The organism is Planococcus sp. BI3 (assembly GCF_056680115.1).
In genome coordinates, this window is the sequence record NZ_CM155266.1 from 308,767 (window position 1) to 323,027 (window position 14,261).

A 14,261-nucleotide genomic window follows, 5' to 3' on the forward strand; every position below is an offset into this window, starting at 1 on the left:
TTTTTAGTTTGATAGGAGACTAGAATATGGTGCACACAGAAGAATACCAATTACAGATTGAAAAGATCCGGGAAGCTACCGGTTGTGATATTATCGCGCTTGCATTAGTCGAGCCAGCAGAAAACCTGCATGTATTAAAGTGGCAATACATTTCGGGCAATTTAAGTGGCCGCATCAAAAAAGTAGTCCTGCAATCAGGAAAAGGAATTGCCGGTGGAGTTTTTAAAAGCGGCAAGCCTCTATTGATTTCGGATGTAAGTGAATTTGCTGCGAAAGATGATTTATTTAATTATCCTATATTACGGCTAGAAAAATTGAAGAGTATAGGCGCTACTCCTTTATGGCATGGCGGAAGAGTGGTCGGAGTGCTTTTGGGAGGCTTTCGGGAACCTCATCTGATGACGCCGGAAAGATTGCAGCTGCTGATCAGCATGTCGAAATCCGGTCTGGGCACGCTGGACGGGAAGGAATTGATGTGGAATTGATTTCTGACAAAAAGGATCAATTAGTTGATATGATGCTGAAGATGTATGAAAACAGCACAGAAGCAATTTTCTTTTTTTCGAGTGAAGGAAAGACCATTTCGATGAACCCTGCAGCAAAAAACATTATAGATATCCAGGTACTGGATCAGTTAAAAAAAGGGGCGGAAAATGCTCTTTGCAATGTTTGCCGGGGGTACACCAGCGAGAGCGAGCTGGTAACCTGCAAAGACTGTTATTTCACCAGTTCCAACCACGAGGATTTCTCTTCTTTTCAAGTGTTTTTGGAAACAACAGGAAAAGGTGTCGTTCCTTATGCAGCGACTTTCCACATCATTGATGTTGAAAAAGGCACACGGGTCTTCATCCTAAGGGATCTGTCGATTCAATTCGAAACGCAGACCAAACTGCAGCAAAACACGATGACGAAAAATGTCATTAAAGCACAGGAAAATGAACGCAAGCGGATTTCAAGAGAGTTGCATGACAGTGTGGCTCAGGAACTCTTGAGTGCTGTCGTTGATTTGCGTGCTTTAAAATATATGACTGAAGATAAAGAAGTCTTGAAGAAAACCAGTGAAAGTACGGCTACATTGATCAGGCTGATGGATGACATCCGTAATTTATCTGTCGAATTGCGTCCATCGGCTCTTGATGATTTGGGGCTGGAGGCCGCTTTTCGCTCTTATTTTAAACGAGTAGAGGAAAGTTATGGCATAACCGTTGACTTTAAATCGACGATTAAACGTAACCGCTATGAAAGTGAAGTAGAAACGGTGATGTACCGGATTTGTCAGGAAGCTGTTTTGAATGCCATTAAATATGCTCAGGTAGAAATCGTCCAAGTTGTTTTGAAAGAAGAAGGCAACACCCTGCAATTGATCGTAAAGGATAGAGGCATTGGCTTTATCCCAGGGCAAAATCCAATAGGAACCGGGCTTGGGCTATATGGTATGAATGAACGGGCTGAATTGGTACAGGGCAAAGTAACCATCAATTCTGAAGTCAGCAAAGGGACAACCGTCCATTTGCGTGTGCCTTTGGACGACAACCGTGAGGTGGTAAAATGAAGATAGTCATAGCGGATGATCATGCGATTGTGAGAAGCGGGTTTTCGATGATCCTTAATTTCCAGGAAGATATGGAAGTTATAGCCCTGGCTGCCGATGGAATCGAAGCTTATCAAATGGTGGCCAAGCATCAGCCGGACGTGCTGCTGCTGGATTTAAGCATGCCGCCGGGTGAGAGTGGTTTAGTGGCGACGGGAAAGATTAAGGAAGATTTTCCTGAAACCAAGATTCTGATACTGACGATGCACGACGACGAGGAATATCTGTTCCATGTATTGAAGAATGGCGCTTCAGGCTATATGCTGAAAAGTGCTCCGGATGAAGAGCTGCTACAGGCTATTCGGGTCATCTACAATGGCGGAACCTATATTCATCCGAAAATGGCCACTTCATTGGTTCGTGAATTAGTCAACAAAGATCACAATGTAAAAGAATCAGATCCTTTTGAGTTATTGTCCAAACGAGAAATTGAAGTTCTTCCGTTGGTTGCAAAAGGCTACGGCAATAAAGAAATTGCACAAAAGCTCTTCATCTCTGTGAAGACGGTGGAAGCGCATAAAGCGAAAATCATGGAAAAGCTCCAGTTGAAGAGCAGACCTGAGTTAGTGGAATACGTATTGAAGAAAAAACTATTGAATTTTTGACGAATAGCTGGGAGTTGATCTTTTTATGACAGAAAAATCAGAGCTTCGATTTAAAGAACCCGGTATGAGGCTATTGGAAAATGAGCATGTTTATTTAACATTCTTGATGAATGAATGGCATGCGCTGGTCTTGTCTTTTGAAGATGAAAAATTGAGCTTAGAAGCTGGCCGTGAAAACATGAAAATTTTACGCCAAAAGCTCTTTGAGTTTGTTGAACCCTTCAAAAACCATACTGACAAAGAAGAAGAATTCTTTTTTCCGGCACTTGGTGATTATATTGGGTTCGAGCAGGGGCCGCTTGTCGGTATTCAGGATGAGCATCAGGAAATCGATGCTTATATCGGGCATTTTTTTCATCACACACGTGACAATATCGATCTGCTGACATTGGAACAGATGAAGGGTGTCGCACTGGATGCGGCAGAGGCATTTGAAGTTTTGACCGTCCATTTCATGAAAGAGGAAACCGTATTGTTTCCGATGGCCGAAAAAGCCATGAAAGCGGCCGATCAAGATGAATTATACAAAAAACTGAATACCCTTATCACCTGAATTGTTTGAGCTGCTTCTAAGAGAAGCAGCTTTTTTTTGTTTAAGAATGCGCGGAATATGAAAAGATCTGAACAAAGAGAGACGACTTTTATCCATCGCCCTGTTTCTGAATGCGCAGCTCAGGGAGGCTCTCGTGCCAAAAGCCGCTTAGATCAGTTTCTGCTATTGGGCGCTTCTGCTTTTCTGGTTGTCCAGGCTCCAGCGCCCAGCTCTTTGGGTCATAAGCCAGCCCAGCTGTGCGGCTGAAAACATGCCGCTTCGCCGGTCTGTCTTATAGCCCGACAGAGGCCCGCAGGATGTGGGTCAGGTAACCGTTGCGACAGGAAGTCGCGTACTTAGGTTACCTTCCTTAAGCGGGCGCTTTCGCTTTTCTTTGTCCAGCTCCAGCGCCCAGATTCTAGGGACATAAGCCACTCTGGCTGTGCGGCTGGAAAAACGCCACTCTGCCAGATCGTCTTATACCCGTTGAATCTACACGGGCGCTTTCGCTTTTCTAGTTGTCCAGCTCCAGCGCCCAGCCCCTCGAGTCGCTTCGGCTATACCGACAATGGCAAGGAACGCCATTACCGGTAAAGCCTCCAGCGCTTGTCGGGGCTACACGGGCGCTTTCGCTTTTCTTAATTAAGGGTTTCCCCTTGCAGTAGGAGGGCGCTCCCTAATTAAAAAGACGGTGTTCTCGGGATACAATGAGAGCAGGGAATCAATATAAAAAAATCGTAAAGAAAATTCAACGGAAAAGGTGATTTTGATGATCAAGAAACTGCAATTGCCCCTTCAAACAATGAATCTCGTGGTTGGTTTTATGGTGTGGGTGATTATATCTTCTCTTATTCCATTTATTAGTGAAGATATAGCCATAGCTCCGGAAAGACTGGCTATTGTAACTGCTGTACCTGTTGTACTGGGTTCTATTCTGCGGATTCCACTTGGCTATTACGCTAATATCTTTGGAGCGCGAATTATATTTTTAGTCAGTTTTATCCTACTTTTATTTCCGGTCTTTTACTTAAGTGAAGCTTCAAGCTTTACAGATCTGATCATCAGTGGACTATTCCTTGGTATTGGTGGAGCGGTCTTTTCGGTAGGGGTAACTTCGCTGCCGAAATACTACCCAAAGGAAAGACACGGATTTATCAACGGAATTTATGGTGCTGGTAACATCGGTACAGCCGTCACCACATTTTCAGCTCCATTGATCGCCAATCAAATTGGCTGGTCAGATACGGTTAAACTTTACTTGATCCTGTTGCTGATTTTTGCAGCTTTGAACTTTTTCATTGGTGACCGCCAGGAACCGAAAGTGAAAACCCCTATTCTTGAACAGATTAAGGGCGTCTATAAAAATGAAAAACTTTGGTTTTTTTCCTTGTTTTATTTCATCACCTTCGGTTCGTTTGTAGCATTCACGATTTATCTGCCAAACTTTCTTGTCAACAATTTCGAGCTGGATAAAGTGGATGCGGGTATGCGGACCGCCGGCTTTATCGCACTCGCGACTTTTCTCCGGCCAGTAGGCGGTTGGCTTGCCGATAAACTGCAGCCTTTGCTGCTGTTGATGGGTACGTTCTTCATCTATACGATTGCTGCTATTGTCTTGGCTTTTTCTCCAACAATCGGAATTTACACAGTCGGTACGCTGGCTATTGCAGTAAGTGCTGGTATCGGCAACGGTGTCATCTTTAAATTAGTGCCGTTCTACTTTAATAAGCAAGCCGGTATTGCGAACGGTATCGTCTCTATGATGGGCGGACTGGGTGGGTTTTTCCCACCGATCATGCTATCAATCATCTTTTCGGTTACGGGTCAATATTCAATCGGCTTCATGCTCCTCTCCCAAGTGGCATTGGCAAGTTTAGTGCTGGTTGTCTGGATGTATTACCAGGATCGTCTGCAGTTGTCGGCCGAAGTTTTCAAATCTACAGGCCAGGGCATTCTGGTGACAGACATTTCCGGGAAAATCAAAACGGTGAATCCTGCCTTTACTAAACTGACTGGATTTGACGAAGCGGATGTCGTCGGACAAAATCCAAGCATCATGAAATCCGACAGACAGCCAAAAGACTTCTATAAAAAAATGTGGCAGGAAATTGAACAGACTGGTATGTGGCAAGGCGAGATTTGGAACCGGCGCAAAAATGGCGAAGAGTATCTCCAATGGCTGAATATCAGTGCTGTAAAGGATGATACCGGTGAAGTCGTCCGTTATGTCGGAACCTTTACTGATATCACTACTGAATACCAGAAAAAAAACAGTTCGATTCCAGTAATGACTACTTGACTGAGTGACGATAAATAAAGCAGGGAATTTCGAATAGAATTGAAGATAGCACGCAAGGGAGGAGGATGAGATGATGTTGATACAACCATTGACGGACAAGCTGGGACGTCCAATGAGGGATTTGCGGATTTCTGTTACAGACCGATGCAACTTCCGTTGTTCATACTGTATGCCGAAAGAGGTATTCGGTGACGATTATGCTTTTATGCCGAAAGAGGAATTACTGACTTTTGAAGAAATTCATAGGCTCACTAAATTATTTGTGTCAATGGGGGTTAAAAAAATCCGCCTAACAGGTGGAGAGCCCTTATTGCGCAGAGGTCTGCCGGAATTGATCAAAATGATCTTTTCGGTCGAAGGCGTAGAAGATATCGGATTGACCACTAATGGATTGTTGCTCAAAAAGCATGGCCAGGCTTTGTATGATGCGGGACTCAGAAGGCTGAATATCAGCCTGGACGCACTGGATCCGGAATTGTTCGGGAGTTTGAATGGAAGAGGGGTCAGTTCAGAAACTATTCTGGAACAGATTGATTATGCAAAAGCACTCGGTTTTGAAATTAAGGTGAATATGGTGGTTCAAAAAAATGTCAATGACGGGGAAATTATCCCGATGGCCGCCTATTTCAAAGAACGGGACATCACCTTGCGTTTCATTGAGTTTATGGATGTCGGAAATGATAATAATTGGAGCTTCAAAAAAGTCGTAACCAAACTGGAAATACTCAAGAAGCTCGAAACGGTCTATACATTGGAAGCTGTCGATGAAGACTATTTTGGGGAAGTGGCCAAGCGGTATCGCTATGCAGGCAGCGATGCTCAAGTCGGTTTCATCACATCGGTTTCAGAATCCTTCTGCTCATCGTGCACTCGATCCAGATTATCATCCGATGGTAAATTCTATACATGCCTTTTTGCAACAGAAGGATTTGATATCCGTGAGCTTCTCCGAAACGATTGGAATGATTCACAGCTGCTCGAAGCAATCGGTGCAGTCTGGAGCGGCAGAACAGACCGCTATTCTGATGAACGGACTGAAGCAGGTGCTAAAAATCGGAAGAAAATCGGCATGTCTTATATTGGCGGTTGATCTATACTAAAGAAAAGATCCAAATACGTGGATTAATATAGGAGGGAAAGTATGGAGAATAATGGGTTGGAGCAACCATCTTCGCCACATGAACATCTATGTGTGTCCATTGTACCTATTTTTAATCATCTCGAACAAACCGAACTGAAGGAAATTGCAAACACCACCAAAGGACGGGATTTATCAAAAGGCGAAGTCCTGTACCGGGCAGGCGAAAAATCCGATTCTTTGTATATCATCCATAAAGGTAAATTAAAAGTATATCGTCTGACTGAAAACGGCAAAGAACAAGTGATCCGGATTCTGCAACCAGGTGATTTTACGGGCGAACTGGCTCTTTTTACTGACAATGTCCATGATTCCTATGCAGAAGCAATGGAAGCTACAAAACTGTGCACAATAAACAGTCCAGACATAAAAAAACTGTTTTTAAAGTATCCGCAGATATCCCTGAAGATCATCAAGGAATTCTCGTTGAGGCTGGATCAGACAGAGCATCAAGTGACCAGTTTTACGACAGAAGATACCGAAACAAGAGTTGCTTTGTATTTAATCCAGCAAGCTGAATCCGGTCAAAGCCCGGAAGTTCAATTGCCGATGTCACGGAAAGACCTTGCATCTTACCTTGGGACCACGCCGGAGACTATCAGCCGGAAATTGGCTAAGTTTGAAGATGAAGGTTGGATCCGGCAAGACGACCAACGAGCGATCCGCATAGTGGATATGGAAGCTTTATCGCATTATAAATAAAGAAAACCAGCTGCAATCCGTCTTATTGACGGAAATGCGGCTGGTTTTTTATTGTTCCACGGAACAAGACATATTTTATTCTCGGTGGTCCTGGTAGGTGTCCTGTCGGGTCAAAACCTTAGCCTCTGCAATCTGTTCCAGTGAAACGGGCGTTTCGTAGGCTTTGATGGTCGCGTTAATCTGCTCTGCTGAACTGGCCCCTGCGACCACGGAACTGATCGTGTCATGCTGAAGCACACTGTGCAATGCCAAGGCGTGCAGATTGTCGTGGACTGCCAGTAATTTCTGCAGCAAATCCCTCAGTTCAGGTGCACCGTAGCTTAAGTAACCGTCCATTTTTTCTGCCCGCTGAAGCCCTTCGCCGGTCAATAGCCCTTTCGCAAGAGATCCACGCGTGACGACGGATGTTCCGGCTTGGCCGATGCCGTCGAGCAGTTCTTCTGGCCGGCGGTCCAATAAGCTGTATTGCATCATGATGGAGGAAATGTCACTTTTATCGAGAAAACGTTTGATGACATTCGGGCGGATGGAGGAAATGCCATAAGCGCGAATCAAGCCTTCTTTTTTTAATTCTTCGAAAGCTTCAATGGTCTCTTCGGCATCATCGGTGATCATGCCGCCATGCAATTGGTACAGGTCGATGTAATCGGTTTGCAGCCTCTTTAAGCTCGCATGGATCTGCTGTTTAATATAGGCTTTCGTCGGGTTCCACTGGACCTCATCTGATTGGGCGCTCCATTGATTGCCTACTTTGGTGGCTAAGACGATGTCTTTTCGGTGGTGCTTTAACGCTTTGCCGACAACTTCCTCGTTCGCTCCCTTATTGTACAAATCCGCAGTATCGAAATAATTGATGCCTTGTGCGATCGCTCTATCAACAATGGTGCCTGCTTCTCGTGCATCTGTTGGCAGGGACATGCAGCCCAAGCCGATTTCGCTGACTTGGATCTTACTGGTACCCAAAAAGTTTTTCTTCATTTTTCCACCTCATTTAGTCTGTCATATCTAATATGGTATACTTTTCCTCAGAGAAACCACAAATGAAAAGAGGATTCCAATGAAAAAATTTGAAGAAAAGACCATCCATTCCAATCGTTTGTATGAAGGGAAAATCATTAATTTGAAAGTTGATGATGTGACGCTTCCCAATGGCCACACATCGAAACGTGAATTGATCGAACATCCAGGAGCGGTCGCCATCATCGCGATCACACCTGAAAATAAAATCATCCTGGTGGAACAATACCGAAAAGCGTTGGAACGTTCTCTTGTGGAAATTCCGGCAGGAAAGCTGGAACCTGGTGAAGCACCTGAGTATACCGCTATGCGTGAGTTGGAAGAAGAAACAGGCTATACAGCTGAGAGGTTGGTTAAAATACAAACTTTTGCCACATCTCCCGGATTTGCGGATGAAGTGGTCCATATGTTTGCAGCGGAAGGCTTGAGCAAAGCGACAAATGGTGCGGTGCTTGATGATGACGAATTCGTAGAATTGATGGAAGTGACCATTGAAGAAGCAGAACAGATGGTTGTGGATGAAAAAATTTACGATGCGAAAACAGCATTTGCTGTGCTGTGGGCAAAGCAACGGATCGCAATTGAGAATTGAAACGATTCTCTCTTTATAACAATTATAATTAAAGGGTAGTTAGTAATGTTGTAATTGAGAACTCCCTTTTGATATAATAGAGGCAGTTTGAGGGAGGGCGTCGCATGGAAACCAGGATTGATCGGATTAAAAAGCAATTACACGCTGCGAGTTACAAATTGACGCCACAGCGTGAAGCGACAGTTCGAGTTTTGTTAGATCATGAAGAAGACCATCTAAGTGCGGAAGACGTCTATCTTTTAGTGAAAGACATTGCACCGGAAATCGGTCTGGCAACTGTATACCGAACGTTAGAGCTTTTGACAGAACTGAAAATTGTCGACAAAATAAATTTTGGTGATGGCGTGTCGCGCTACGATCTGCGTCAGGAAGGCGCAGCACATTTCCACCATCACCTTGTGTGTTTGGAATGTGGAGCAGTGGATGAAATTCAGGAAGACCTTCTGGAAGATGTGGAGAACATAGTAGAGAAACGTTGGAATTTCCAAATTAAAGACCACCGTCTTACTTTCCATGGCATCTGCTGGCGCTGCAACGACAGCAGTTCTCAAAATCCATCAGAATAACTGATGCCAAAAGGACGGCCCATACAGGCCGTCCTTTTTTTGTGGCAAAATAGAACAGGCTGCATTAAAGAGAAGGAAATCTTAATCGTAAAACACAAGGGAGGCAGACGCATGAACTTTGGCAAAGATGCACTAGACGATTATGTGCATTTTCTGCGTGTTGAAAGACAGCTTGCGGATAATACACTGTCGTCATACCAACGGGATCTGAAAGCCTATCTGCAGTATTTAAAAGAAGTGGAACAGCTGGAGTCCCTCGGTAAAATCGAACGTGTACATATATTGAATCATTTGCGCCATTTGAAGGAATCGACGAAAACTCCTCGGACAGTGGCACGGCATATTTCATCCATCCGCTCATTTCATCAATTCTTGATTCGTGAACGGATTGTCGAAACCGATCCGACTGTTCATTTGGAAATGCCTCAAATGGACAAAAAGCTTCCAAATGTCCTGTCCATTGAAGAAGTGGACGCTTTAATACAGGCGCCTGCCACCAATAAAGCAAACGGTTTACGGGATCAGGCGATGCTGGAATTATTGTATGCCAGCGGAATGCGTGTCAGCGAATGCATCAATCTGGATGTGGAAGATATCCATTTAACGATGGGCTTTGTTCGCTGTACCGGAAAAGGCGGCAAAGAACGCATCATTCCTTTAGGGCAATCGGCACTGAGATCCTGCCAGACTTACCTGGAGCAGGGCCGGCTGGATTTGCTGAAGAGCGGCGAAAAAACAGATGCCATGTTCATCAATCAGCGCGGCAAACGGCTGACTCGCCAAGGTTTCTGGAAGCTGCTCAAGCAGCATGCCCAAAAAGCGGGCATCCAGAAGGAATTGACGCCGCATACGCTGCGCCATTCTTTTGCGACGCACTTGCTTGAAAATGGAGCAGATATCCGGGCGGTGCAGGAAATGTTGGGCCATGCGGACATCTCCACCACACAAATTTATACACATGTCAGCAAAAAACGCTTGAAGGATGTCTATTCACAATTTCATCCTCGCGCTTAAAGAAGGTCTGACTTCCGACGAGGTTAGTGAATGTGGTAAAATAAAGATGAAAATAAGGAGGAAGACTTATGACAATCAAACCATTTAAACGCGTTCATTTAGTAGTATTGGATTCAGTGGGAATCGGCGAAGCGCCGGACGCTGAAGCTTTTGGTGATAAAGGATCAGATACGCTTGGCCACATCGCAGAAGCGGTGGGCGGATTGAACATGCCGAATATGGAGAAGCTCGGGCTTGCCAACATCGTACCGGTGAAAGGGCTTGCAGCTTCGGATGCGCCCGCAGCCTTTTACGGCAAATTGCAGGAAGCTTCTGTCGGAAAAGACACCATGACAGGCCATTGGGAAATCATGGGCTTGAACATCGACACACCTTTCAAAGTCTATCCAGACGGATTTCCGGAAGAGTTGATCCGACAGCTGGAAGAAAAGACAGGCCGCAAAGTGCTCGGCAACAAACCGGCGAGCGGCACTGAAATTCTGGACGAACTTGGCCAGCAGCATATGGAAACGGGCGCAATTATCGTCTACACATCGGCTGACCCGGTTTTGCAGATTGCGGCCCACGAAGAAATCATTCCGCTGGACGAGCTTTACCGCATTTGTGAAATCGCCCGCGAATTGACACTGGAGCCGGAGTACTTGGTTGGCCGCGTCATTGCGCGCCCATTCCTTGGACAGCCTGGAGCATTCAAACGGACTTCGAACCGCCATGACTATGCCTTGGCTCCATTCGGTCGGACTGTCATGAACGAGCTGAAGGACGGCGGCAAAGATGTTGTCGCTATCGGCAAAATCGATGATATCTACAACGGCGCAGGCGTCACGAAATCTTTGCGCACAACAGACAATATGGATGGCATGGACAAACTGGTGCAAGTCGTGGGAGAAGAATTTCACGGAATCAGCTTCCTGAACCTGGTGGACTTTGATGCGCTTTACGGACACCGCAGAGATCCGCAAGGGTACGGAGATGCACTCGAGGCATTTGATGTCCGGTTGCCTGAAGTGCTGGAAAAAATGCAGGAAGACGATCTGTTGATCCTTACAGCCGACCACGGCAACGACCCTACGTTCCCAGGCACTGACCATACGCGTGAATACGTCCCGCTTTTAGCTTATTCTCCGCGCTTCAATGGCGGCGAGCAGCTGGACACCGGAAAGACGTTTTCTGATATCGGCGCTACCATCGCCGAGAACTTCTCAGTGGCGATGCCAAAATTCGGCAAGAGCTTTTTGTCCCGTTTAAACGGATAATATTATAAATTGAATTATTTGCTATAGATATATAAGTTGAACTAAAGAATTCACTTTTTAACTCATAGCGAGTGAAGAAACGAAGAAAGTGTTCCAGGCGGACGCTTTCCGCGGACGAAGCTAGCTTGGCGATGCAGGAGCACTGGGTTTTTAGGAGCTGATTTGCGGAATATCAACGACAATTAATCCAATAAGCTTTTGGTCTAACTGTTCGAAAACTAAACTAAGAAGGCGGTAGAATTCATGAGAATGGTAGATTTGATTGAAAAGAAAAGAGACGGCCATGAGCTGTCGACCGAAGAAATCAAGTTCGTCATCACCGGCTATACAAATGGCGATATTGAGGATTACCAGATGAGTGCTTTCCTGATGGCTGTTTATTTTCAAAATATGACAGAGCGTGAACGCGCAGACCTGACGTTGGCGATGGCTGAATCAGGCGATCAGATCGACTTGTCGGCGATTGAAGGCATTAAAGTCGACAAGCATTCTACAGGCGGAGTCGGCGATACCACAACTCTCGTACTTGGACCGTTAGTGGCTGCATGCGGCGTTCCAGTTGCGAAAATGAGCGGGCGCGGCCTTGGCCATACCGGTGGGACGATTGATAAGCTGGAAGCCATTGAAGGTTTCCATGTGGAACTTTCAACAGAAGATTTCATCAAACAGGTTAATGACCATAAATTGGCGGTTATCGGGCAGAGCGGCAATTTGACTCCTGCTGATAAAAAATTGTATGCATTGCGTGATGTAACAGGAACAGTCAACAGCATTCCATTGATTGCAAGTTCCATCATGAGCAAAAAAATCGCAGCCGGAGCCGATGCAATCGTCCTTGACGTGAAGACAGGCGAAGGCGCGTTCATGAAAACGCCGGAAGATGCCAAAGAACTGGCACATGCAATGGTCGGCATCGGCAACGCGACAGGCAGAAAAACAATGGCCATCATTTCTGACATGAGCCAGCCACTCGGCTTTGCCATTGGCAATGCGCTGGAAGTCAAAGAAGCGATCGAAACCCTGCAAGGCAAAGGTCCGGAAGATCTGACGGAATTGTGCATGGTGCTCGGCAGCCAGATGGTCGTTGTTGGAGGCAAAGCGGAAACACTGGAAGAAGCGCGGACTATGCTGGAGAAAGTGATTGAAAATGGACAGGCTTTGGAAATCTTCAAGCAGTTTATCGCAGATCAGGGTGGAAATCCGGCAGTTGTGGATGATGTCACATTATTGCCACAAGCTGAATTCGTTACAGAAGTCCCTTCCAAAGAAGAAGGCTATGTTTCATTTATGGAAGCTGATGAAATTGGCACGGCCGCAATGGTGCTGGGCGCAGGCAGAGCAACGAAAGAATCCAAAATCGATTTGGCTGTAGGCATCGTTCTTCACAAGAAAGTGGGAGACTTCGTAAAAGTGGGCGAGTCGGTCGCAACGATCTATTCCAACACAGAAGAAGTCGCAGAATGTTCTAAAATGATATATAATAGTATCGAATATACAAGTGAACCGGTTGAAAAGATCAAACTGATTTCAGCATTGATAACCGATTGACAAAAAATCTTGCTGGGTAGTTGCTCAGCAAGATTTTTCACATACATACATCATCAGGAGGGGCTTTTATTGCATTTATACGGCACACAATCAATCAATGAACAGGGCCATTTGACGATTGGCGGCACCGATTCGGTGGAATTGGCGAAAACTTATGGCACACCGCTTTATGTCTACGATATCCAATTATTCCGGGATCGCGCCAGAGCGTTCCAGCAAACTTTCGAAGAAGCAGGCATCGGCTATCAAGTCGCTTATGCCAGCAAAGCATTTTCGACCATCGCGATCTACCAGGTAGCAGCGGAAGAGAAACTGTCGTTGGACGTGGTTTCTGCTGGTGAATTGTATACGGCGGTTAAAGCTGGGTTCCCGGTCGAAAAGATCCATTTTCACGGCAACAACAAAAGTCTGGAAGAGTTGCAGATGGCGTTTGAAGTGGGAATCGGCTGCATCGTGGTCGATAATTTTCACGAAATCGACTTATTGAAGAAACTTTCTGAGCAAACAAAACGACCAATGAATATTCTGTTGCGTGTGACTCCTGGCATTGAAGCTCATACACATGATTACATCACGACCGGGCAGGAAGACTCGAAATTCGGTTTTGATTTGAAAAACGGCCAGGCGGACAATGCCTTTAAGGAAACCTATAACCATGAATACTTGAAACTGATGGGCCTCCATTGCCATATCGGTTCTCAAATCTTTGATACAGGCGCATTCCAACTGGCTGCTGAGAAACTGCTGCAGAAAATGGCTGGATGGAAAGAGGCGTTCGGCTATACATGTCCGGTACTAAATCTTGGCGGAGGCTTTGGCATCCGGTATACAGACGAAGATGAGCCGCTGGAACCCGCTGTCTATGTTAGTGGGATGATCGAGACAGTCAAACAGACTTCTGAAGCTTCAGGTTATCCGATTCCGGAAATTTGGATTGAACCGGGCCGTTCATTGATCGGAGATGCCGGAACAACGCTTTATACCATCGGATCGACCAAGGAAGTGCCGGGAACACGCAAGTATGCGGCGGTTGACGGTGGCATGTCGGATAATATCCGTCCAGCTTTGTACGGAGCAAAATACAGCTCTTTGGTGGCCAATAAAGCAAATGCGGCCCTGACAGAACAATATACGATTGCGGGGAAATGCTGTGAATCAGGAGACAAGCTCATCGAACAAGCCGAGCTTCCTGCCGTCGAACCGGGAGACATTTTGAGCGTTTTCTGTACAGGCGCCTATGGCTATTCAATGGCAAGCAATTACAATCGCATCGCACGCCCCGCTGTTGTTTTCGTGGAAAACGGTGTACACCAGCTGGTTGTAAAACGGGAGACAAATGATGATCTGATCAAACAAGATCTAGGTTATTCGCAAAAGGCTGTCCAGAAATGAAAAAAGGGA

General features: G+C 45.6%; 14 protein-coding genes. 13 read left to right on the forward strand and 1 reads right to left on the reverse strand.

Going from position 1 to position 14,261, the window contains the following annotated elements:
- Window positions 1-26 precede the first annotated feature (26 nt).
- The 7 genes from AC1MEO_RS01540 (at window position 27) to AC1MEO_RS01570 (ending at window position 6,867) form a co-directional block, all read left to right on the forward strand.
- Window positions 27-485, forward strand: coding sequence for a GAF domain-containing protein (locus tag AC1MEO_RS01540; RefSeq protein WP_480333870.1), 459 nt, complete (start codon window positions 27-29; stop codon window positions 483-485).
- 32 nt (window positions 486-517) lie between these two features.
- On the forward strand, window positions 518-1,552 hold the full coding sequence (locus AC1MEO_RS01545; protein WP_480336004.1) for a sensor histidine kinase: 1,035 nt from the start codon (window positions 518-520) through the stop codon (window positions 1,550-1,552).
- A complete protein-coding gene (locus AC1MEO_RS01550) occupies window positions 1,549-2,196 on the forward strand; it encodes a response regulator transcription factor (protein WP_480333871.1) in 648 nt (215 codons plus the stop codon). The genes AC1MEO_RS01545 and AC1MEO_RS01550 overlap by 4 nt, the downstream gene beginning before the upstream one ends.
- A gap of 25 nt (window positions 2,197-2,221) precedes the next feature.
- Window positions 2,222-2,749: a hemerythrin domain-containing protein gene (locus AC1MEO_RS01555; RefSeq protein ID WP_480333872.1), complete on the forward strand. Its 528-nt coding sequence runs from the start codon at window positions 2,222-2,224 to the stop codon at window positions 2,747-2,749.
- Window positions 2,750-3,497: 748 nt separating this feature from the next.
- Window positions 3,498-5,027 carry a nitrate/nitrite transporter gene (locus tag AC1MEO_RS01560; RefSeq protein WP_480333873.1) on the forward strand — a complete coding sequence of 510 codons (1,530 nt, stop codon included), beginning with the start codon at window positions 3,498-3,500 and terminating at the stop codon, window positions 5,025-5,027.
- Between the two features lie 73 nt (window positions 5,028-5,100).
- A complete protein-coding gene (gene moaA, locus AC1MEO_RS01565) occupies window positions 5,101-6,117 on the forward strand; it encodes a GTP 3',8-cyclase MoaA (protein ID WP_480333874.1) in 1,017 nt (338 codons plus the stop codon).
- 51 nt (window positions 6,118-6,168) lie between these two features.
- Window positions 6,169-6,867 carry a Crp/Fnr family transcriptional regulator gene (locus AC1MEO_RS01570; protein ID WP_480333875.1) on the forward strand — a complete coding sequence of 233 codons (699 nt, stop codon included), beginning with the start codon at window positions 6,169-6,171 and terminating at the stop codon, window positions 6,865-6,867.
- A 75-nt stretch (window positions 6,868-6,942) separates the two neighbouring features.
- Here AC1MEO_RS01570 and AC1MEO_RS01575 read toward each other — a convergent pair whose 3' ends face one another.
- Entirely contained in the window at window positions 6,943-7,845 is a 903-nt protein-coding gene (locus tag AC1MEO_RS01575; RefSeq protein ID WP_480333876.1) for an aldo/keto reductase, read from the reverse strand.
- Between the two features lie 79 nt (window positions 7,846-7,924).
- Between AC1MEO_RS01575 and AC1MEO_RS01580 the strand changes: the two genes are divergently transcribed.
- The 6 genes from AC1MEO_RS01580 to lysA all read left to right on the forward strand — a co-directional run bounded on the left by AC1MEO_RS01580 (window position 7,925) and on the right by lysA (window position 14,252).
- Window positions 7,925-8,476, forward strand: a complete 552-nt coding sequence (locus AC1MEO_RS01580; RefSeq protein ID WP_480333877.1) for an NUDIX domain-containing protein — start codon at window positions 7,925-7,927, stop codon at window positions 8,474-8,476.
- A 104-nt stretch (window positions 8,477-8,580) separates the two neighbouring features.
- The gene (fur, locus tag AC1MEO_RS01585) at window positions 8,581-9,042 is read left to right on the forward strand and encodes a ferric iron uptake transcriptional regulator (protein ID WP_006829823.1); all 462 of its coding nucleotides are present in this window, start codon (window positions 8,581-8,583) and stop codon (window positions 9,040-9,042) included.
- Between the two features lie 111 nt (window positions 9,043-9,153).
- Entirely contained in the window at window positions 9,154-10,056 is a 903-nt protein-coding gene (gene xerD, locus AC1MEO_RS01590; RefSeq protein ID WP_480333878.1) for a site-specific tyrosine recombinase XerD, read from the forward strand.
- 68 nt (window positions 10,057-10,124) lie between these two features.
- Window positions 10,125-11,312: a phosphopentomutase gene (deoB, locus tag AC1MEO_RS01595; protein WP_480333879.1), complete on the forward strand. Its 1,188-nt coding sequence runs from the start codon at window positions 10,125-10,127 to the stop codon at window positions 11,310-11,312.
- A 243-nt stretch (window positions 11,313-11,555) separates the two neighbouring features.
- Window positions 11,556-12,860, forward strand: a complete 1,305-nt coding sequence (locus AC1MEO_RS01600) for a pyrimidine-nucleoside phosphorylase (RefSeq protein WP_480333880.1) — start codon at window positions 11,556-11,558, stop codon at window positions 12,858-12,860.
- A gap of 69 nt (window positions 12,861-12,929) precedes the next feature.
- Window positions 12,930-14,252: a diaminopimelate decarboxylase gene (gene lysA / locus AC1MEO_RS01605; RefSeq protein WP_480333881.1), complete on the forward strand. Its 1,323-nt coding sequence runs from the start codon at window positions 12,930-12,932 to the stop codon at window positions 14,250-14,252.
- Window positions 14,253-14,261 lie beyond the last annotated feature (9 nt).